Origin of the sequence: Enterobacter sp. EC_64 (assembly GCF_019584165.1) — a bacterium.
Lineage (GTDB): Bacteria > Pseudomonadota > Gammaproteobacteria > Enterobacterales > Enterobacteriaceae > Enterobacter > Enterobacter roggenkampii.
Map to the genome: position 1 here is coordinate 28,918 of NZ_VDAS01000003.1, position 19,967 is coordinate 48,884.

Annotated in this window: 15 protein-coding genes; 11 read left to right on the forward strand and 4 right to left on the reverse strand. The window is 53.7% G+C overall.

The genetic code is table 11. The features are described 5' to 3' along the window. Nucleotides 1-55 precede the first annotated feature (55 nt). Together FHC52_RS03070 and FHC52_RS03075 are read left to right on the forward strand one after the other, a co-directional pair. Nucleotides 56-1,204, forward strand: a complete 1,149-nt coding sequence (locus FHC52_RS03070) for an MFS transporter (protein WP_008499979.1) — start codon at nt 56-58, stop codon at nt 1,202-1,204. 123 nt (nt 1,205-1,327) lie between these two features. Beyond that, the gene (locus FHC52_RS03075) at nt 1,328-1,858 is read left to right on the forward strand and encodes an anti-virulence regulator CigR family protein (protein WP_023292887.1); all 531 of its coding nucleotides are present in this window, start codon (nt 1,328-1,330) and stop codon (nt 1,856-1,858) included. Between the two features lie 35 nt (nt 1,859-1,893). Here the strand turns inward: FHC52_RS03075 and pflA are convergent, their stop codons facing one another. The 4 genes from pflA to ycaO all read right to left on the reverse strand — a co-directional run bounded on the left by pflA (nt 1,894) and on the right by ycaO (nt 8,196). Further along, entirely contained in the window at nt 1,894-2,634 is a 741-nt protein-coding gene (gene pflA, locus FHC52_RS03080) for a pyruvate formate lyase 1-activating protein (RefSeq protein WP_008499976.1), read from the reverse strand. 203 nt (nt 2,635-2,837) lie between these two features. After that, the gene (pflB, locus tag FHC52_RS03085) at nt 2,838-5,120 is read right to left on the reverse strand and encodes a formate C-acetyltransferase (RefSeq protein WP_008499975.1); all 2,283 of its coding nucleotides are present in this window, start codon (nt 5,118-5,120) and stop codon (nt 2,838-2,840) included. 51 nt (nt 5,121-5,171) lie between these two features. Next, the gene (focA, locus tag FHC52_RS03090; protein WP_008499974.1) at nt 5,172-6,029 is read right to left on the reverse strand and encodes a formate transporter FocA; all 858 of its coding nucleotides are present in this window, start codon (nt 6,027-6,029) and stop codon (nt 5,172-5,174) included. Nucleotides 6,030-6,435: 406 nt separating this feature from the next. Continuing rightward, a complete protein-coding gene (gene ycaO / locus FHC52_RS03095; RefSeq protein WP_023292885.1) occupies nt 6,436-8,196 on the reverse strand; it encodes a 30S ribosomal protein S12 methylthiotransferase accessory factor YcaO in 1,761 nt (586 codons plus the stop codon). A 127-nt stretch (nt 8,197-8,323) separates the two neighbouring features. Between ycaO and FHC52_RS03100 the strand changes: the two genes are divergently transcribed. The 9 genes from FHC52_RS03100 to lpxK all read left to right on the forward strand — a co-directional run bounded on the left by FHC52_RS03100 (nt 8,324) and on the right by lpxK (nt 19,967). Further along, the gene (locus tag FHC52_RS03100) at nt 8,324-9,016 is read left to right on the forward strand and encodes a DUF421 domain-containing protein (protein ID WP_021240878.1); all 693 of its coding nucleotides are present in this window, start codon (nt 8,324-8,326) and stop codon (nt 9,014-9,016) included. Between the two features lie 162 nt (nt 9,017-9,178). After that, nucleotides 9,179-10,267 (forward strand): 3-phosphoserine/phosphohydroxythreonine transaminase, encoded by a 1,089-nt coding sequence (serC, locus tag FHC52_RS03105; RefSeq protein WP_021240877.1) that lies wholly within the window; start codon nt 9,179-9,181, stop codon nt 10,265-10,267. Nucleotides 10,268-10,336: 69 nt separating this feature from the next. After that, complete coding sequence (gene aroA / locus FHC52_RS03110; RefSeq protein WP_008499969.1) at nt 10,337-11,620, forward strand: 3-phosphoshikimate 1-carboxyvinyltransferase; 1,284 nt, start codon at nt 10,337-10,339, stop codon at nt 11,618-11,620. A gap of 184 nt (nt 11,621-11,804) precedes the next feature. Further along, nucleotides 11,805-12,488, forward strand: a complete 684-nt coding sequence (cmk, locus tag FHC52_RS03115) for a (d)CMP kinase (RefSeq protein ID WP_008499967.1) — start codon at nt 11,805-11,807, stop codon at nt 12,486-12,488. 111 nt (nt 12,489-12,599) lie between these two features. Beyond that, nucleotides 12,600-14,273: a 30S ribosomal protein S1 gene (gene rpsA / locus FHC52_RS03120; protein ID WP_008499966.1), complete on the forward strand. Its 1,674-nt coding sequence runs from the start codon at nt 12,600-12,602 to the stop codon at nt 14,271-14,273. 170 nt (nt 14,274-14,443) lie between these two features. Further along, nucleotides 14,444-14,731, forward strand: a complete 288-nt coding sequence (ihfB, locus tag FHC52_RS03125; protein WP_008499965.1) for an integration host factor subunit beta — start codon at nt 14,444-14,446, stop codon at nt 14,729-14,731. A gap of 213 nt (nt 14,732-14,944) precedes the next feature. Beyond that, complete coding sequence (locus FHC52_RS03130) at nt 14,945-17,209, forward strand: ComEC family protein (protein ID WP_220419910.1); 2,265 nt, start codon at nt 14,945-14,947, stop codon at nt 17,207-17,209. 35 nt (nt 17,210-17,244) lie between these two features. Continuing rightward, the gene (msbA, locus tag FHC52_RS03135) at nt 17,245-18,993 is read left to right on the forward strand and encodes a lipid A ABC transporter ATP-binding protein/permease MsbA (protein WP_008499963.1); all 1,749 of its coding nucleotides are present in this window, start codon (nt 17,245-17,247) and stop codon (nt 18,991-18,993) included. Beyond that, the gene (gene lpxK, locus FHC52_RS03140; RefSeq protein WP_220419911.1) at nt 18,990-19,967 is read left to right on the forward strand and encodes a tetraacyldisaccharide 4'-kinase; all 978 of its coding nucleotides are present in this window, start codon (nt 18,990-18,992) and stop codon (nt 19,965-19,967) included. Before msbA ends, lpxK begins: the two co-directional genes overlap by 4 nt.

A 19,967-nucleotide genomic window follows, 5' to 3' on the forward strand; every position in this document is an offset into this window, starting at 1 on the left:
TTTTGCCAGTGGCATGATGCGCACGAAATCTGAACTTCCTCGCGGTTTTTAATCCATGACCACCTATACCCGGCCAGTGCTGCTGTTGCTCTGTGGCCTGCTTTTGTTGACCCTGGCGATCGCAGTGTTAAATACGCTCGTCCCGCTGTGGCTCGCCCATGAAAACTTACCGACCTGGCAGGTGGGTATGGTCAGCTCATCCTTTTTTACCGGGAACCTCCTGGGTACGCTGGTGACCGGGAGCCTGATCAAGCGCTTTGGCTTTAACCGCAGCTATTATCTGGCCTCGCTGATTTTCGCCGCCGGATGTGCGGGGCTGGGCCTGATGGTCGGCTTCTGGAGCTGGATGGCATGGCGCTTTATCGCCGGTGTAGGCTGCGCGATGATTTGGGTGGTCGTTGAAAGTGCGCTGATGTGCAGCGGCACCTCCCGCAACCGCGGACGTCTGCTGGCTGCCTACATGATGGTTTACTATGTCGGCACCGTGCTGGGACAACTGATGGTGAGCAAGCTGCCAACCGACCTGATGAGCGTTCTGCCGTGGGTAACGGGCATGGTGCTGGCCGCAATCCTGCCGCTGCTCTTTACGCGCATTGTGAACCAGAACAGTGAACACCAGGAAGCAACCCACGTCTGGCCCATGCTGAGACTGCGTCAGGCGCGTCTGGGCGTTAACGGCTGCATTATCTCGGGGATTGTACTGGGCTCGCTCTATGGCCTGATGCCGCTCTATCTGAACCATCAGGGCGTCAGCGACTCCGGAATTGGCTTCTGGATGGCGGTGATGGTGAGTGCGGGTATTGTTGGACAATGGCCAATTGGCCGTCTGGCTGATCGCTTTGGCCGTCTGCTGGTGCTGCGCGTTCAGGTCTTCGTGGTGATCATGGGATGCCTCGCCATGCTCAGCAATGCCGCGATGGCACCCGCGCTGTTTATTCTTGGGGCGGCAGGTTTCACGCTTTATCCGGTCGCGATGGCGTGGGCCTGTGAGAAAGTTGAGCATCACCAGCTCGTGGCAATGAACCAGGCGCTGTTACTGAGCTATACCATCGGCAGCTTATTAGGGCCGACGTTTACCGCGATGCTGATGCAAAATTATTCCGACAATTTACTGTTTATCATGATCGCCAGCGTGTCGTTTATTTATCTCTTAATGCTGCTGCGTAAAGCGGGCGAACATCCAACGCCGGTGGCACACGCCTGATTAAATAAAAGCCTGTCATCGACAGGCTTTTTTGTCCCTGTCACATATAAGACTTTTACGTATTGTTTGTTTTTCCCCCCTGGCGATAATTCAAATGAGTTCTACCACTAAAAGGCAACAATCATGTCTATACGTCGTTTTTCCACTACCGCACTTGCCGTAGTGTTGTCTTTAACGTTTGCAACGGCTCCGGTCATGGCTAATCCTGGCAACGGGAACGGCGGTGGTCACGGAAACGGTGGCGGACAAGGTAATGGCGGCAATCATGGTAACGGGAATTCTGGTAACTCCGGTAACCATGGTAATAAGCAAAATAGCGGACAGGATAACCCTGGAAAATCGGATAAGAACTTCAAAAACAGCAAAGATGTCGGTAATGACGTTGATGCTCGCGTGAGCTTCGATCATGTCCGTCATCTGGCCGTGAATTACGGCTTAACGGGCTATAAGTCACTGCCCCCGGGGATCGCAAAAAACCTGGCGCGCGGTAAACCACTGCCTCCGGGTATTGCGAAGAAGGCCGTTCCGGCCTCAATGCTGGACCAGCTTCCTTCCTATCCCGGCTACGAATGGCGCGTAGTGGGTGACGACCTGGTCTTAATTGCGCTGAGTACTGCGATTGTGACTTCCGTTATTAACGGCGTCTTTAAATAGAATAAAAAAGGCCCGGTTCTCACCGGGCCTTTTCTTTAATACATCACTTTGTGACCGTACTGTTCAAGAATACCTTTGACGCGTTCCATCGTCTCTTTTTTCGGCGGCTTCACGCCATCAAGCTTGTACTCTTCACCCATGGCCACCCATTTATGTTTACCCAGCTCATGATAGGGCAGAAGCTCGATTTTCTCGACGTTGCCCATGTCGCGGGTAAATTCTCCCAGGCGGTGCGCGGAGTCGTCGTCATCTGACCAGCCAGGAACAACCACGTAGCGGATCCAGGTTTTGATGCCCTTGTCGGCAATGTATTTGGCAAACTCCAGCGTGCGGTGGTTGGAGACGCCCACCAGATTCTGGTGGATCTCATCATTCATCTGTTTGAGATCGAGCATCACCAGATCGGTCACTTCGAGCAGTTCATCAATCACCGGATCGTAGCGACGTACAAAGCCGTTGGTGTCGAGGCAGGTATGAATGCCTTCTTTATGGCAGGCGCGGAACCAGTCGCGGACAAACTCAGCCTGAAGAATGGCTTCACCGCCGGACGCGGTCACACCGCCGCCGGAGGCGTTCATAAAGTGGCGATAGGTCACCACCTCTTTCATCAGATCGTCGACGGTGACTTCTTTACCGCCGTGCGTGTCCCAGGTGTCGCGGTTATGGCAGTACAGGCAGCGCATCAGGCAGCCCTGGAAAAAGGTGATAAAGCGGATACCCGGGCCATCGACGGTGCCACAGGATTCAAAGGAGTGAATACGACCAATAGTTGACATTGCGGTGATATCTCCATCATCGGCCCGTCCGGGGCCTGTGTATGCACAGCTCAAAGCCGGCTGTGTTAAGTCTGTTTTGGCTGTTATCCATTCAGTATAGATAGCGGACAAAAGAGACTGAGGTGGAGAGGGTGCTAAAAAGGCCCCACTGACGTGGAGCCTTTATTGTACGCTTGTTAACGCGTGATTTCAGTCAATTCCACTTACATGGACTGAGTGAAAGTACGGGTGATAACGTCCTGCTGCTGTTCTTTCGTCAGGGAGTTAAAACGTACTGCGTAGCCAGATACGCGGATGGTCAGCTGAGGATATTTCTCAGGATGTTCCATCGCGTCGAGCAGCATTTCACGGTTCATGACGTTCACGTTCAGGTGCTGACCACCTTCGATGGACGCTTCGTGGTGGAAGTAACCATCCATCAGACCAGCAAGGTTAGTTTTACGCACTTCGTCGTCTTTACCCAGCGCATTTGGCACGATAGAGAAGGTGTAAGAGATACCATCTTTCGCGTAAGCAAACGGCAGTTTAGCGACAGAAGTCAGAGAGGCAACTGCACCTTTCTGGTCACGACCGTGCATTGGGTTTGCACCTGGGCCGAATGGCGCGCCAGCACGACGACCGTCTGGGGTGTTACCGGTTTTCTTACCATACACAACGTTAGAGGTGATGGTCAGAACAGACTGAGTCGGGATAGCGTTACGGTAGGTAGTCAGTTTCTGAATTTTCTTCATGAAACGTTCTACCAGGTCAACCGCCATGTCATCAACGCGAGAATCGTTGTTACCAAACTGCGGATATTCGCCTTCGATTTCGAAGTCGATAGCCAGACCGTCTTCGTCACGAATTGGTTTAACTTTCGCATATTTGATTGCAGACAGGGAGTCAGCAGCAACGGACAGACCTGCGATACCACACGCCATGGTGCGGATAACGTCACGGTCGTGTAGCGCCATCAGAGAGGCTTCGTAGCTGTACTTGTCGTGCATGTAGTGGATAACGTTCAGCGCAGTGACGTACTGTTTCGCCAGCCAGTCCATGAAGTGGTCCATGCGTTCCATGACTTCGTCATAGTTCAGCACATCGCCTTTGATAGGCTCAGACTTAGGACCAACCTGCATTTTCAGTTTTTCATCAACGCCGCCGTTGATTGCGTACAGCATGGTTTTCGCCAGGTTTGCACGCGCACCGAAGAACTGCATTTGCTTACCAACAACCATTGGGCTTACGCAGCAAGCGATAGCGTAATCGTCGTTGTTGAAGTCCGGACGCATCAGGTCATCGTTCTCGTACTGCAGAGAAGAGGTGTCGATGGACACTTTAGCGGCGAATTTCTTGAAGTTCAGAGGCAGTTTTTCAGACCACAGAACGGTGATGTTCGGCTCCGGAGAAGGACCCATGGTGTACAGGGTGTTCAGGAAGCGGAAGCTGTTTTTGGTCACCAGAGTACGGCCGTCAACGCCCATACCGCCGATGGATTCAGTTGCCCAGATTGGGTCACCGGAGAACAGCTCATCGTATTCAGGGGTACGCAGGAAGCGAACCATACGCAGTTTCATGACCAGGTGGTCAATCATTTCCTGAGCGTCTTGCTCGGTGATTTTGCCTGCTTTCAGGTCACGTTCGATATAGGCATCCAGGAAGGTGGATACACGACCGAAGGACATTGCTGCGCCGTTCTGAGATTTAACTGCGGCCAGGTAGCCGAAGTAGGTCCACTGGATAGCTTCCTGAGCGTTGGTAGCAGGACCAGAGATATCGCAGCCGTATTTAGCAGCCATCTCTTTGATCTGACCCAGCGCGCGGTGCTGTTCAGCGATTTCTTCACGCAGACGGATAGTCGCTTCCAGGTTTACGCCGTTTTCCAGATCGGACTGCAGGGAAACAAACTGCGCGTACTTGTCTTTCATCAGGAAGTCGATACCGTACAGCGCAACGCGACGGTAGTCACCGATGATACGGCCACGGCCATATGCATCTGGCAGACCAGTCAGAACGCCAGATTTACGGCAGTTCAGAATGTCTTTGGTGTAAACATCGAATACGCCCTGGTTGTGGGTTTTGCGGTATTCGGTGAAGATTTTTTTCAGCATTGGGTCCAGCTCGCGGTTATACGCTTTGCAGGAACCTTCAACCATTTTAATACCACCGAACGGGATGATTGCGCGTTTCAGTGGTGCTTCAGTCTGCAGACCAACGATTTTCTCAAGGGCTTTGTTGATATAGCCAGCATCGTGAGAAGTGATGGTGGAAGCAACGGAGGTGTCAAAATCAACTGGCGCGTGAGTGCGGTTTTCCAGTTTAACGCCTTCCATTACGCTGTCCCACAGCTTGGTGGTCGCGTCAGTTGCGCCAGCCAGGAAGGATTCGTCACCTTCATACGGGGTATAGTTTTTCTGAATGAAGTCACGTACGTTTACTTCATTCTGCCAGTCACCTTTCGCAAAACCTTCCCAGGCTGTGGCTAACTTTTCATTAAGCTCGGACATGTAACACCTACCTTCTTAAGTGGATTTTTTATTTACTGCCTGAGAAAACCATCAATGATGATCGTCGCCACGCAGGTAAATGACCCAGTATGTCAACCCAACTAACAGACCCCCACCGATAATGTTCCCGATAGTGACAGGGATCAGGTTATCAGTAATGAAATTCATAATAGTCAGGTGAGAGAAACTTTCCGGGGATGAACCAACTGCGGTCCAGAACTCCGGGCTCGCAAAGTCGCGGATAACAATGCCCATTGGGATCATGAACATATTCGCGATACTGTGCTCAAAGCCGCTGGCAACGAACATCGCAACCGGCAGAACCATAATTAAGGCTTTGTCCATCAGGCTACGACCCGAGTAGCTCATCCATACAGCCAGGCAGACCATCAGGTTCGCGAGGATGCCGAGAGCAACGGCTTCGATAAATGTGTGGTGCATTTTGTGGTCGGCAGTTTGCAGGACGTTAAGGCCCCAACCACCGTTGGCGGTCATGTACTCGCCAGAAAGCCACATCAACAAAACAAAGAGCAGACAGCCAACCAGGTTACCCACGTAAACATTAAGCCAGTTACGTGCCAGCTGACCCCAGGTAATTCTTCCGCTCGCCTTTGCCACGACAATCAGCACCGTTGAGGTGAAGAGGTCGGCGCCGCAAATAACGCAAAGAATCAGACCCAGTGAGAAACAAATGCCGCCAATCAGTTTGGCCATGCCGAAAGGCATTCCGGCAGTACCGGTAGTGGCGGTGATGTAGAAGACGAAAGCGATAGAGATGAACACACCAGCCGTGATCGCCAGATAGAACGTCTTCATCGGGTGTTTCGTTGCTTTATAGACACCTGCTTCTTCGGCAACTTTGGCCATCGCAGCAGGGAGTAAAAGATCAAAAGGGTTGTCAGCTTTCACACTAACTCTCTCTTTATTAAGTCGGCGACGAGATACTAACAAAGCATTATAGAAGAGAAATTGATATAGATCATATCTCGCCTGGCTTATAGGCCCGCAATGTGTATGGATTTACAGCAAATGCGGAGTAAATATTTGATTATCCGTATAAAAATAAATTTTAAAAGTTATGAAAAGAGTTGAATTTTTTCGTTCGGCCACCTCTTTATCAGTTAATTAATATGGAGTATTAACCATAAAAAGTAACAGTAAAGCCCAGATCAATATTATTATATTTACCCGTGTTTAACTTTATTATTACAATCAACAATCATTGCCGAAGGAAATAAAAAAAGGGGCAATGAAATTGCCCCGTAATATAGCCCAGACGATTGAATACGCCTACTGCTGGTAATGTTATATGCGCTTATTTTGACCAGTAAGCGGCTTTTGCTTTCTGCAGCTTTTCATAGGCCTTCAGCAGCGACTGATGCGCCGGGAAGGCTTTCAGATCGCTATCAACGGCCTGCAGGCCATAGAACGGCGCTTCGCCGCTCAGGGCTGCGCTGGCTGCTTCAACGGCCTCAGCGCCGTACATACGCACGAAAGCATTCAGATATTGCAGCGGTTCGCGATCCTCTTCCTGTGCAAGCAGCAGCAGGGTTTGCAGGCAGCGGTAATAGTTGGTGCGCTCGGCAGAGAAGACCGACTGGTTGAACTCCATGGTCCACTCGGTCCAGGCCAGGGCCTGATCCAGATCGCCGCCCGCCAGGGCCAGCATCGCTTTCAACTCACCGATGCGCAGGGTGTACCAGCCGTTGTCTTTACCGGTCGCCAGGCCCAGGAGTTCGCGTACGCGGGTGAAATCATCATGGCCTTCTTCGTCCAGTTGGGCGATCAGGTTCAGATAATCCTCTTTCTCCCATTCGCTGCCCGGCAGAGCCAGCAGCGTTTCACGCAGATGCGCGCCCATGCTGTTGTTCGCCAGCCACAGATCTTCCGCCGGATAGATATCAGACATGCCAGGCACGATGATGCGGCACGCGTAAACGCCAAGATGCTCGTAGTCGGCAATGTACACTTCCTGGTCTTCCGCGTTAAAGATCGCCATCAGCGTCGCGAACTCTTCTTCCGTGGTACCGGCAAAGCTCCAGTCCACGAACGGATAGTCCGCGTCCTGCTTGAACATATCCCAGGAAATTAAGCCGCTGGAATCGATGAAGTGAGTTTCGAGGTTGGTATGCTCGGCCACTTCTTCATCGTCAAACGTTGGCGGCGTAAACACGTCGAGATCTTTCAGGCTACGGCCCTGGAGCAGCTCGGTAACGGTACGCTCCAGCGCCACGCCGAAGTCCGGGTGCGCGCCGAAGGAGGCGAAGCAGGTGCCGTTGGTCGGGTTAAACAGCACGACGCAGATCACTGGATACTTGCCGCCCAGCGAGCCGTCATACGCAAAGATTGGGAAACCTTCTGCTTCCAGCTTGGCGATGGATTCCACCACGCCCGGGTAGCGCGCCAGCACCTCTGCCGGAATTTCAGGCAGGCTGATGGATTCGGCAATAATGCGGTTTTTGATATGACGCTCGAAGACTTCAGACAGCCCCTGCACGCGCGCTTCATTGCGGGTGTTACCGGCGGACATGCCGTTAGACACATACAGGTTGCCGACGATGTTCATCGGAATATAGACGGTCTGCTCGTCAGACTGACGGGTAAACGGCAGGGCGCAAATACCGCGATCGTCGTTACCGGACTGCAGATCGATCAGCATGCTGGCGGTCAGTTCGTTTTCCGGATCGTAGAAGGCACGCAGGCGCGCGTCGAGAATTCCTTCCGGCAGTTCATCGTCTTCGGTCAGCGGGAACCATTTTTCGTTCGGATAGTGAACGAACGGGCCGTTGGCGATGGTTTCGCCCAGCCAGAAGTCAGCAAAGAAATAGTTGGTGGACAGACGCTCAAAATACTCACCCAGCGCGGAGGCCAGTGCCGCTTTTTTTGTCGCGCCTTTACCGTTGGTAAAGCACAGGGCACAGTCTTTATCGCGAATATGCACAGACCAGACATGAGGCACCGGATTGAGCCAGGAGGCTTCTTCGATGTTAAAACCCAGGTCGGTCAGTTTCTGCTGGAAGCGAGCGATGGAATCTTCCAGAGCGGCGTCTTTGCCGGGGATAAACGTTTGAGTCATGGCGTTCACTTTTATCGTACGTAAAGCGCGCAATGATACGGGTTTTGCGTGACGGGTGCTATCTCCGGCGAAAATAAAAGACTGGGCTATGCTTACTGTCAGTAACTCACTGTTAAGGCATAGAAAAATGAAAGCATTCGATCTCCAGCGGATGGCGTTTGATAAAGTCCCTCCTGAATTTTTAGGCGAAGTGGCGCTGCGTAGTCTGTATACCTTCGTTCTGGTCTTCCTGTTTCTTAAAATCACCGGTCGTCGCGGCGTGCGGCAGATGTCGCTTTTTGAAGTATTGATCATCCTGACGCTGGGTTCCGCGGCGGGGGATGTCGCCTTCTATGATGATGTGCCGATGGTGCCGGTCTTCATTGTTTTTGTCACCCTGGCGCTGCTTTACCGGCTTGTCATGTGGCTGATGTCGAAAAGTGAAAAGCTGGAAGATCTGCTTGAAGGGAAGCCGGTCGTTATCGTCGAGGACGGTCAGCTGGCCTGGGAAAACGTTCAGAGCGCCAATATGACCGAGTTTGAGTTCTTTATGGAGCTACGCCTCAACAGCGTGGAACAGCTCGGGCAGGTGCGTCTGGCGATCATGGAGACCAACGGGCAGATCAGCGTCTATTACTATTCTGACGATGAGGTGAGGCCGGGACTGTGTATCCTGCCGGATATGCTCATTGAGCGTTTCAGAACCGTACCTGAGTCAGGCGAGTATGCCTGCGTGAGATGTAGCCATGTGGTCGCGATGCAGCCGGGGGATCGTCAATTATGCCCCCGCTGTGCAAATCCGGAATGGACGAAGGTTAGCCGGGCTAAACGCATCACCTGACAGCCATTTTGTCGGTTTTGTCCTGGCGAGGCGGCAGATTGTTTTGTGTGACGTGGGGCACATTTCACGGGTCATAAGTTTTAGACATTGCGGCGCGTGTCACTGAATGATAAAACCGATATCCACAGTTATAACTTATGGCTTTTAGCGTGGTGAGGGGAAATGGCTCAAGTCTTTAATTTCAGTTCAGGTCCGGCAATGTTACCGGCAGACGTGCTTAAACAGGCTCAACAGGAACTTTGTGACTGGAACGGTCTGGGAACGTCGGTGATGGAAATCAGCCACCGGGGTAAAGAGTTTATTCAGGTGGCGGAAGAGGCAGAAAAGGATTTTCGCGATCTGCTGAATATTCCCTCGAACTACAAAGTATTGTTCTGTCACGGCGGCGGGCGCGGCCAGTTTGCAGGCGTACCGCTAAACATCCTGGGCGATAAAACGACGGCAGACTACGTTGACGCAGGCTACTGGGCGGCCAGTGCGGTGAAAGAAGCGCACAAATACTGCACGCCGAATGTGATTGACGCCAAAGTGACCGTTGACGGCCTGCGCGCCGTGAAGCCAATGAGCGAATGGCAGCTTTCTGATAACGCAGCGTATTTGCACTATTGCCCGAACGAAACTATTGACGGGATTGCCATCGACGAGACGCCGAACTTCGGTAAAGACGTCGTGGTTGCCGCTGACTTCTCCTCCACCATTCTGTCTGCGCCAATTGACGTCAGCCGTTATGGCGTAATCTACGCGGGCGCGCAGAAAAATATCGGCCCTGCAGGCCTGACGATTGTTATCGTGCGTGAAGACCTGCTGGGTAAAGCGCATACATCGTGCCCGTCCATTCTTGATTACACCGTGCTGAACGACAACGATTCTATGTTCAACACCCCACCGACGTTTGCCTGGTACCTCTCCGGCCTGGTCTTCAAATGGCTGAAGCAAAACGGCGGCGTGGCGCAGATGGACAAAGTGAATCAGCAGAAAGCCGAACTGCTGTATGGCGTGATCGACAAGAGCGATTTCTACCGCAACGACGTGGCGAAAGCTAACCGTTCCCGCATGAACGTGCCGTTCCAGCTGGCGGACAGCAACCTGGATAAAGTGTTCCTGGAAGAGTCCTTCGCGGCCGGCCTGCACGCGCTGAAAGGTCACCGTGTCGTGGGCGGCATGCGTGCCTCCATCTATAACGCGATGCCGCTGGAAGGCGTTAAAGCGCTGACCGATTTCATGATCGACTTCGAACGTCGCCACGGTTAATCGCGCTGTTTTCACCCCCGTAGCCCTGCTGCGGGGTTTTTATTATGTTGAGTTGAGAGTTAAGTTTTCATGGAATCCCTGACGTTACAACCTATCGCGCGGGTAGATGGCACCATTAATCTGCCTGGTTCAAAAAGTGTCTCGAACCGCGCTCTGCTGCTGGCAGCACTGGCAAACGGCACCACCGTCCTTACAAACCTGCTGGACAGCGATGACGTGCGCCATATGCTCAATGCGCTGAAAGCGTTGGGCGTTCATTACACTCTCTCCGACGATCGTACCCGCTGCGAAGTGACCGGCAACGGCGGCGCGCTGCAGACGGGTGAAGAGCTTGAGCTGTTTCTGGGCAACGCGGGTACCGCGATGCGTCCGCTGGCGGCGGCCCTGTGTCTTGGGCGCAACAACATTGTGCTGACCGGCGAGCCGCGCATGAAAGAGCGTCCGATTGGCCATCTGGTGGATGCCCTGCGTCAGGGCGGCGCGCAGATCGAGTATCTGGAGCAGGAAAATTATCCGCCACTGCGTCTGCGCGGGGGCTTTACCGGCGGTCACGTCGAGGTTGACGGCAGCGTCTCCAGCCAGTTCCTGACCGCACTGCTGATGACCGCGCCGCTGGCTCCGCAGGATACGGTTATCACGATTAAAGGTGAGCTGGTCTCCAAACCGTATATTGATATCACGCTGCACCTGATGAAAACCTTCGGCGTTGAGGTGGAAAACCAGTCTTATCAGCGTTTTGTCGTGCGTGGGGCGCAGCAGTACCAGTCTCCGGGCAGCTATCTTGTTGAAGGCGACGCCTCGTCGGCATCTTACTTCCTGGCTGCAGGCGCGATCAAAGGCGGTACCGTGAAGGTGACCGGTATTGGCCGCAACAGCGTGCAGGGTGACATTCGTTTTGCGGACGTGCTGGAAAAAATGGGCGCGGTTGTGACCTGGGGTGATGACTTCATTTCCTGTACCCACGGCGAGCTGAAGGCCATCGACATGGACATGAACCATATTCCGGACGCGGCGATGACCATTGCCACGGCGGCGCTGTTTGCAAAAGGCACCACCACGCTGCGTAACATCTACAACTGGCGCGTAAAAGAGACTGACCGTCTGTTTGCGATGGCGACCGAACTGCGTAAGGTCGGTGCTGAGGTGGAAGAGGGCGAAGACTACATTCGCGTCACGCCTCCTGCAAAACTGCAGGTTGCCGAGATCGGCACCTACAACGATCACCGTATGGCGATGTGCTTCTCGCTGGTGGCACTGTCCGACACGCCTGTGACCATTCTCGATCCGAAATGTACGGCGAAAACGTTCCCGGACTACTTTGAACAGCTGGCACGCATTAGCACGCTGGCCTGATGACGCTTGCCGCATCACCTGATGCGGCATTTCCTTACGCTTCCTGACGAACACTTCCGTTCATTTCTTCTACACTCTGCTTCAATCAATCCGTAATTTGCACGCAAAGGTAACAGTTGCGCACGTTGACGCGTATAATGCGCGGCGTTCATGTAAACGGTATGCCTTATTTAAGGAGAAAAAGATGACGGCAATTGCCCCGGTAATCACCATTGACGGGCCGAGTGGCGCAGGGAAAGGGACTCTGTGCAAAGCGATGGCGGAAGCATTGCAATGGCATCTTTTAGATTCGGGAGCAATCTATCGCGTGCTGGCCCTTGCTGCGCTGCATCACCATGTGGACGTGGCGTCAGAAGAAGCGCTGGTTCCGCTGGCTGCGCATCTTGATGTGCGTTTCGTGTCGACCAATGGCAACCTGGAAGTCATCCTTGAAGGGGAAGACGTGAGCGGGGAAATCCGTACTCAGGAAGTGGCGAATGCGGCCTCTCAGGTAGCGGCCTTCCCGCGCGTTCGTGAGGCGCTTTTACGTCGTCAGCGCGCGTTCCGTGAAGCACCGGGTTTGATCGCGGACGGACGCGATATGGGAACCGTGGTATTCCCTGATGCACCTGTGAAAATTTTCCTTGACGCCTCTTCGGAAGAACGCGCTCAACGCCGCATGCTTCAGTTGCAGGAAAAGGGGTTTAGTGTTAACTTTGATCGCCTTTTATCCGAGATAAAAGAGCGCGATGACCGCGATCGTAACCGCGCCGTCGCCCCACTTGTTCCAGCAGAAGATGCATTAGTTCTGGATTCAACCAGTTTAACTATTGAGCAAGTGATTGAAAAAGCGCTACAATATGCGCGCCAAAAACTGGCACTCGCGTAATCGCGACCGATTTAGCAGTACCCCCGCTGCAATGGATTGACGGCGGGTATGTGAAACAACCCCATCCGGCACGGAGCCAGGTGGACGTTAATATTAACCTGAAGATTAAACATGACTGAATCTTTTGCTCAACTGTTTGAAGAATCCTTAAAAGAAATCGAAACCCGCCCGGGTTCCATCGTTCGCGGTGTTGTTGTTGCTATCGACAAAGACGTAGTACTGGTTGACGCCGGTCTGAAATCTGAGTCCGCCATTCCGGCAGAGCAGTTCAAAAACGCCCAGGGCGAGCTGGAAATCCAGGTTGGCGACGAAGTTGACGTTGCTCTGGACGCAGTAGAAGACGGCTTCGGTGAAACCCTGCTTTCTCGTGAGAAAGCGAAACGTCACGAAGCATGGATCACGCTGGAAAAAGCTTACGAAGAAGCTGAAACTGTGGTCGGTGTTATCAACGGCAAAGTTAAAGGTGGCTTCACTGTTGAGCTGAATGGTATTCGTGCGTTCCTGCCAGGTTCTCTGGTAGACGTTCGTCCAGTTCGTGACACCCTGCACCTGGAAGGCAAAGAGCTTGAGTTCAAAGTAATCAAGCTGGACCAGAAGCGTAACAACGTTGTTGTTTCCCGTCGTGCCGTTATCGAATCCGAAAACAGCGCAGAACGCGATCAGCTGCTGGAAAACCTGCAGGAAGGCATGGAAGTCAAAGGTATCGTTAAGAACCTCACTGACTACGGCGCATTCGTTGACCTGGGCGGCGTTGATGGCCTGCTGCACATCACCGACATGGCGTGGAAACGCGTTAAGCACCCAAGCGAAATCGTGAACGTGGGCGACGAAATCACTGTTAAAGTGCTGAAGTTCGACCGCGAGCGTACTCGTGTATCCCTCGGCCTGAAACAGCTGGGCGAAGATCCATGGGTAGCTATCGCTAAGCGTTACCCAGAAGGGACTAAACTGACTGGTCGCGTAACCAACCTGACTGACTACGGCTGCTTCGTTGAAATCGAAGAAGGCGTTGAAGGTCTGGTGCACGTTTCCGAAATGGACTGGACCAACAAAAACATCCACCCATCCAAAGTTGTTAACGTTGGTGATGTAGTGGAAGTGATGGTTCTGGATATCGACGAAGAACGTCGTCGTATCTCCCTGGGTCTGAAGCAGTGCAAAAACAACCCATGGCAGCAGTTCGCGGAAACCCACAACAAGGGCGACCGTGTTGAAGGTAAAATCAAGTCTATCACTGACTTCGGTATCTTCATCGGCCTGGACGGCGGCATCGATGGCCTGGTTCACCTGTCTGACATCTCCTGGAACGTTGCAGGCGAAGAAGCAGTTCGTGAATACAAAAAAGGCGACGAAATCGCTGCAGTTGTTCTGCAGGTTGACGCAGAGCGTGAGCGTATCTCCCTGGGCGTTAAACAGCTCGCAGAAGATCCGTTCAACAACTGGGTTGCACTGAACAAGAAAGGCGCAATCGTAAACGGTAAAGTCACTGCAGTTGACGCGAAAGGCGCAACCGTAGAACTGGCTGACGGCGTTGAAGGTTACCTGCGCGCTTCTGAAGCTTCCCGTGACCGCGTTGAAGATGCCACTCTGGTTCTGAACGTAGGCGACGACGTTGAAGCTAAGTTCACCGGTGTTGACCGTAAGAACCGTGCAATCAGCCTGTCTGTTCGTGCTAAAGACGAAGCTGATGAGAAAGATGCAATCGCAACTGTTAACAAACAGGAAGATGCAAACTTCTCTAACAACGCAATGGCTGAAGCTTTCAAAGCAGCTAAAGGCGAGTAATATCAGGTTCTCAGCATCATTTGCGCTGTAACGCATTTACAGCGCGAAGGATGAGGAGCAAACTTGACAGATTACAGGATTCGTCCTGTAATCAATAACAAAGGGCGGCTACGGCCGCCCTTGTTTAATGAGCTGTTCAGCTAATTGGTTTGAAAGGAACCGGAGGAATCATGACCAAGTCAGAATTGATTGAAAGACTTGCCAGTCAGCAACCGCATATCCCTGCCAAGGCAGTGGAAGATGCCGTAAAAGAGATGCTGGAGCATATGGCCTCCACTCTTGCCCAGGGCGAGCGCATTGAAATCCGCGGTTTCGGTAGTTTTTCTCTGCACTATCGTGCTCCACGTACCGGGCGTAACCCGAAAACTGGCGATAAAGTCGAGCTGGAAGGTAAGTACGTTCCACACTTTAAGCCGGGTAAAGAACTGCGCGATCGCGCCAATATTTACGGCAACTGAGTTTAGCCAGCCGGTTAAACTGGGTTCGAAAGAAAGCACCTGCGGGTGCTTTTTTTGTACCCGTCGCTTTCTTTCTGAAGGTGCCCCGCATTTTCCGTTTCGTTTTCTGCAACCCGTTAAATACCTTGCTGCGCTTGCCGTAAATCGTATTCTTCACACCTGACGACCGCTCAGCTTGCTTGCATACTGCCACCCTGAAACAGGGAGGTGGCAATGGGAATTCCCGCGCTTAGTGTCTGCGCCATGCTGGCGATAGTTCCGTTACTCTGGTTACCTGAACTGCCTTCCCCCAACACCGTTTGGGTAATGATGGCTGGCGGGCTAGCGCTTGCTGCATGGCAAAACAGTCGACTGAAGTATGCGGGTATGACGCTGTTATTTTGTGCCTGGGGCATTTTGGCCGCGCAGGAGAGCGTCTGGCCGATGCAGCATTTAACAACGGGGGCCGTGCAGGCTGAGATAGAGCTCACCGCGACTGATGGCGCCACTCAGCATCAGGGAAGCATTCTAAGCGTCAATGGCAAGCGCTGGTGGGCCTCTACCGGCGTAACGCTGTATGGCAATTATCTGCCGCAAAAGGCGTGTGCAGGGCAGCGCTGGAGCGTGACGCTCAGGCTCAGGCCTGCACACGGCGAACTCAACGACGGCGGTTATGATTCTCAGCGCAGCGCTTTTGCCCGACATCAAACGCTGAGCGGGCGCTTCACCCGTGCGGAGATCGTCGACGGGCGCTGCAGCCTGCGAGCGCAATATCTGATGTCGCTGCAAAACCGACTTTCAGCTTACCGATGCGGAGCGGTTATCCTGGGGCTTGGGATGGGAGAACGCCTGGAAGTATCCCATGAAATAAAAGACCTGATGCGGGAAACCGGCACGCTGCATCTGATGGCGATTTCGGGTCTGCATATCTCGCTGGCAGCCTCTCTCGTCTGGTTACTTGCTCGTGGACTCCAGTTTTTATTACCCAGCCACCGCGTCCACTGGCAAATGCCTCTCCTTGCCGGGTTGTTCTTTGCTGCTTTCTACGCCTGGCTTACCGGTCTGCAACCGCCTGCGCTGAGGACGATCATCGCCCTTGCGGTGCTTGCTCTGTTGCGGATTACTGGCCGTCAATGGTCTCCCTGGCAGGTTTGGAGCTGCTGCATCGCGGCGATACTGATTAACGATCCCCTGGCCGTACTTTCGCAGAGTCTGGTTCTGTCAGCCTTTGCCGTCGCCGCGCTGATTTTCTGGTTTCAGTGGCTGCCTCTTCCCGACTGGAATTGGACACGACGGATGCGGCCGCTACTGAACCTGATTTATCTGCAGGTCGGGATGTTGCTGCTGCTCATGCCGTTACAGGTTCTGATTTTCCATGGCTTCAGCTTCTCCTCCCTGGTCGCGAATCTCTTTGCCGTTCCCCTGGTAACGTTTGTCTCCGTCCCGCTGATCCTGCTCGGTATGCTGCTCCATTTGCTACCGCTGGCTGCGGTAGAAAGTGCCATCTGGTTTGCCGCCGATAAGTCGCTTGCGGGACTCTTCTGGCTACTGATGCGCCTGCCAGATGGCTGGCAGAATGTCGATCAACGCTGGCAAATCATGGCATTACTGCCGTGGTTGAGTATTATTGCCTGGCGTTTTCGTGCCTGGAAAACCGTTCCTGCCGTTTGTCTTGCAGGCAGTGTCCTGCTGACATTTCCCCTCTGGCGAGTGGCAAAAAGCGAGAGCTGGACGCTGCATATGCTGGACGTGGGGCAGGGGCTGGCCATGGTGATTGAAAGGCAGGGAAAAGCCATTCTCTTTGATACCGGGCTCGCCTGGCCGGGCGGAGACAGCGCTCAGCGGTTAATTATTCCCTGGCTTCGCTGGCATCACCTACGGCCAGAAGGAGTGATTCTCAGTCATGAACACCTCGACCATGCAGGAGGCCTCGCGTCGTTGCAAAAAGCATGGCCGGATATATGGGTAAGAAGCCCGTTACGCAGGACGGGGCACCGCCCTTGTTTTCGTGGGCAGAAATGGGAATGGCAGGGATTAACCTTCACCGTCCACTGGCCTCCTGAAAATTACCCGGCCCAGGGGAATAACCATTCCTGTGTGGTAAAGGTGGACGACGGGGAGCAAAGCGTTCTGCTAACAGGGGACATTGAAGTGCAGGCGGAACAGGCTATGCTTAGCCATTACTGGCGTCATCTGAGGGCCACGCTCATACAGGTCCCCCATCATGGCAGCAATACCTCGTCTTCATTGCCGCTGGTACAGCGGGTGGAAGGACAGATCGCCCTGGATTCTGCGGCCCGCTATAACGCATGGCACTTCCCGTCGGCAAAAGTCGTTCGACGTTATCGAAAAGAGGGATATATCTGGCACGATACCCCTCATTCTGGACAAATATCGGTGACATTCTCGCAACATCAATGGCAAATCCGGCGCTTGCGAGAGCAAATTTTACCACGTTGGTATCATCAGTGGTTTGGCGCGCCCGTCGATAACGGGTAGAATATGCGGCTATTTCAACAATGCTGGTTTTTTGAATGCATAACGACAAAGATCTCTCCACGTGGCAAACGTTCCGCCGACTCTGGCCGATGATTGCCCCTTTTAAAGCAGGCTTGATCGTGGCGGGTGTAGCGTTAATCCTCAACGCAGCCAGCGATACCTTTATGCTATCGCTTCTCAAACCGTTACTGGACGACGGTTTTGGTAAAACGGATCGCTCAGTGCTGCTATGGATGCCTCTGGTGGTTATCGGACTGATGATCTTACGCGGTATCACCAGCTATATCTCCAGCTACTGCATTTCCTGGGTATCCGGGAAAGTAGTGATGACCATGCGCCGTCGGCTGTTCAGTCACATGATGGGCATGCCGGTTGCGTTCTTTGACAAGCAGTCAACCGGGACGCTGCTGTCGCGGATCACCTACGACTCCGAGCAGGTTGCCTCTTCCTCTTCCAGCGCGCTGATTACGGTTGTGCGCGAGGGCGCGTCGATTATCGGCCTGTTCGTGATGATGTTCTACTACAGCTGGCAGCTGTCGCTCATCCTTATCGTTCTGGCACCTGTGGTTTCTATTGCTATCCGCGTCGTCTCAAAACGCTTCCGTAATATCAGCAAGAATATGCAGAATACGATGGGGCAGGTGACTACCAGCGCAGAGCAGATGCTGAAAGGGCATAAAGAAGTGCTGATTTTTGGTGGTCAGGACGTTGAAACGAAACGCTTTGATAAAGTGAGCAACAAAATGCGTCTGCAGGGGATGAAAATGGTCTCGGCCTCTTCTATCTCCGACCCGATTATTCAGCTGATTGCCTCACTGGCGCTGGCGTTCGTTCTGTATGCGGCAAGCTTCCCGAGCGTCATGGAGACGCTGACGGCGGGTACCATCACCGTGGTCTTCTCCTCAATGATCGCCCTGATGCGTCCGCTGAAATCACTGACAAACGTCAACGCCCAGTTCCAGCGTGGGATGGCGGCCTGTCAGACCCTGTTCAGCATTCTGGATTCCGAGCAGGAAAAAGATGAAGGCAAACGCGTCATTGAGCGCGCGAACGGCGACGTTGAGTTCCGCAATGTGACCTTTACCTATCCTGGCCGCGAAACACCGGCTCTGCGCAATATCAACCTGACCATTCCGGCGGGGAAAACCGTTGCGCTGGTAGGCCGTTCCGGCTCGGGTAAATCGACCATTGCCAGCCTGATCACCCGTTTCTACGACATTGACGAAGGTGAAATTCTGTTAGACGGTCACGATCTGCGGGAGTATACCCTGCAGTCGCTCCGTAACCAGGTGGCGCTGGTCTCCCAGAACGTGCACCTGTTCAACGATACCGTGGCAAACAATATTGCTTATGCACGCACTGAAGAGTACAGCCGCGAGCAGATTGAGAACGCCGCACGTATGGCCTACGCGATGGACTTTATCAACAAGATGGATAACGGTCTGGATACCATCATCGGCGAGAACGGTGTACTGCTCTCCGGTGGGCAGCGTCAGCGTATCGCCATTGCCCGAGCGCTGCTGCGCGACAGCCCGATACTGATCCTGGACGAAGCGACCTCTGCGCTGGATACGGAATCTGAACGCGCGATTCAGTCGGCGCTGGATGAGCTGCAAAAGAACCGCACCTCGCTGGTGATTGCGCACCGTCTGTCGACTATCGAGCAGGCTGATGAAATCGTCGTGGTTGAGGATGGGGTCATTGTTGAACGCGGAAGCCATGCTGATCTGCTGGAACACCGCGGCGTTTACGCTCAGCTTCATAAGATGCAGTTCGGCGAATGATTGCACGCATCTGGTCCGGTGAATCCCCGCTGTGGCTGCTGCTTTTGCCGCTCTCCTGGCTCTACGGCCTGGTGAGCGGCATTATCCGTCTGCTTTATCGTCTTGGGGTGAAGCGGGCCTGGCGCGCGCCGGTGCCCGTTGTGGTCGTCGGTAATCTTACGGCGGGCGGCAACGGCAAAACGCCGGTGGTGATCTGGCTGGTGGAGCAGTTGCAAAAGCGCGGTATACGCCCGGGCGTGGTATCGCGGGGATATGGTGGTAAAGCGGCGCATTACCCGCTGTTGCTGACGGCGGAAACCACGACGGCTGAAGCGGGTGATGAACCGGTATTGATTTTCCAGCGTACTGGCGCCCCTGTTGCGGTCTCCCCGGTGCGCAGCGATGCCGTCCGGGCCCTGCTTGCCGAACATGCGGTACAGATCATTATCACTGACGATGGTCTGCAGCATTATGCCCTGGCGCGAGATAAAGAGATTGTGGTCATCGACGGGGTTCGCCGTTTTGGGAACGGCTGGTGGTTACCTGCCGGACCCATGCGCGAACGCGCTTCGCGTCTGACGTCCGTGGATGCGGTGATCGTGAACGCTGGTGAGGCGAAAACGGGTGAAATCCCGATGCACCTGCAGCCGGGTCTGGCAATCAACCTGGTGACGGGTGAACGCCGGTCGGTTTCAGAGCTTCCTTCACTGGTAGCGATGGCGGGCATTGGTCATCCGCCGCGCTTCTTCGCGACGCTGGAACAGTGTGGTGCCCGGCTGGAAAAACGCGTTCCGCTGGCCGACCATCAGGCGCTGGTGGAAGGGCAGGTAGACGCCCTGACCACACCCGGGCAGTCTCTGATCATGACCGAAAAAGATGCGGTGAAATGCCGTGCCTTTGCGAAAGATAACTGGTGGTATCTGCCGGTTGACGCCGAACTCAGCGGTGAGCAGCCGGAACATTTGCTCAAGGAACTGATTGCGTTGGTGCACTAA

What these genes read in the sequence shown, in the direction of transcription:
- cmk (WP_008499967.1), top strand. Translation starts at nt 11,805, where the DNA reads ATGACGGCAATTGCCCCGGTAATCACCATTGACGGGCCGAGTGGCGCA.
- lpxK (WP_220419911.1), top strand. Translation starts at nt 18,990, where the DNA reads ATGATTGCACGCATCTGGTCCGGTGAATCCCCGCTGTGGCTGCTGCTT.
- aroA (WP_008499969.1), top strand. Translation starts at nt 10,337, where the DNA reads ATGGAATCCCTGACGTTACAACCTATCGCGCGGGTAGATGGCACCATT.
- FHC52_RS03100 (WP_021240878.1), top strand. Translation starts at nt 8,324, where the DNA reads ATGAAAGCATTCGATCTCCAGCGGATGGCGTTTGATAAAGTCCCTCCT.
- ihfB (WP_008499965.1), top strand. Translation starts at nt 14,444, where the DNA reads ATGACCAAGTCAGAATTGATTGAAAGACTTGCCAGTCAGCAACCGCAT.
- FHC52_RS03070 (WP_008499979.1), top strand. Translation starts at nt 56, where the DNA reads ATGACCACCTATACCCGGCCAGTGCTGCTGTTGCTCTGTGGCCTGCTT.
- ycaO (WP_023292885.1), bottom strand. Translation starts at nt 8,196, where the DNA reads ATGACTCAAACGTTTATCCCCGGCAAAGACGCCGCTCTGGAAGATTCC.
- rpsA (WP_008499966.1), top strand. Translation starts at nt 12,600, where the DNA reads ATGACTGAATCTTTTGCTCAACTGTTTGAAGAATCCTTAAAAGAAATC.
- msbA (WP_008499963.1), top strand. Translation starts at nt 17,245, where the DNA reads ATGCATAACGACAAAGATCTCTCCACGTGGCAAACGTTCCGCCGACTC.
- FHC52_RS03130 (WP_220419910.1), top strand. Translation starts at nt 14,945, where the DNA reads ATGGGAATTCCCGCGCTTAGTGTCTGCGCCATGCTGGCGATAGTTCCG.
- pflB (WP_008499975.1), bottom strand. Translation starts at nt 5,120, where the DNA reads ATGTCCGAGCTTAATGAAAAGTTAGCCACAGCCTGGGAAGGTTTTGCG.
- serC (WP_021240877.1), top strand. Translation starts at nt 9,179, where the DNA reads ATGGCTCAAGTCTTTAATTTCAGTTCAGGTCCGGCAATGTTACCGGCA.
- FHC52_RS03075 (WP_023292887.1), top strand. Translation starts at nt 1,328, where the DNA reads ATGTCTATACGTCGTTTTTCCACTACCGCACTTGCCGTAGTGTTGTCT.
- pflA (WP_008499976.1), bottom strand. Translation starts at nt 2,634, where the DNA reads ATGTCAACTATTGGTCGTATTCACTCCTTTGAATCCTGTGGCACCGTC.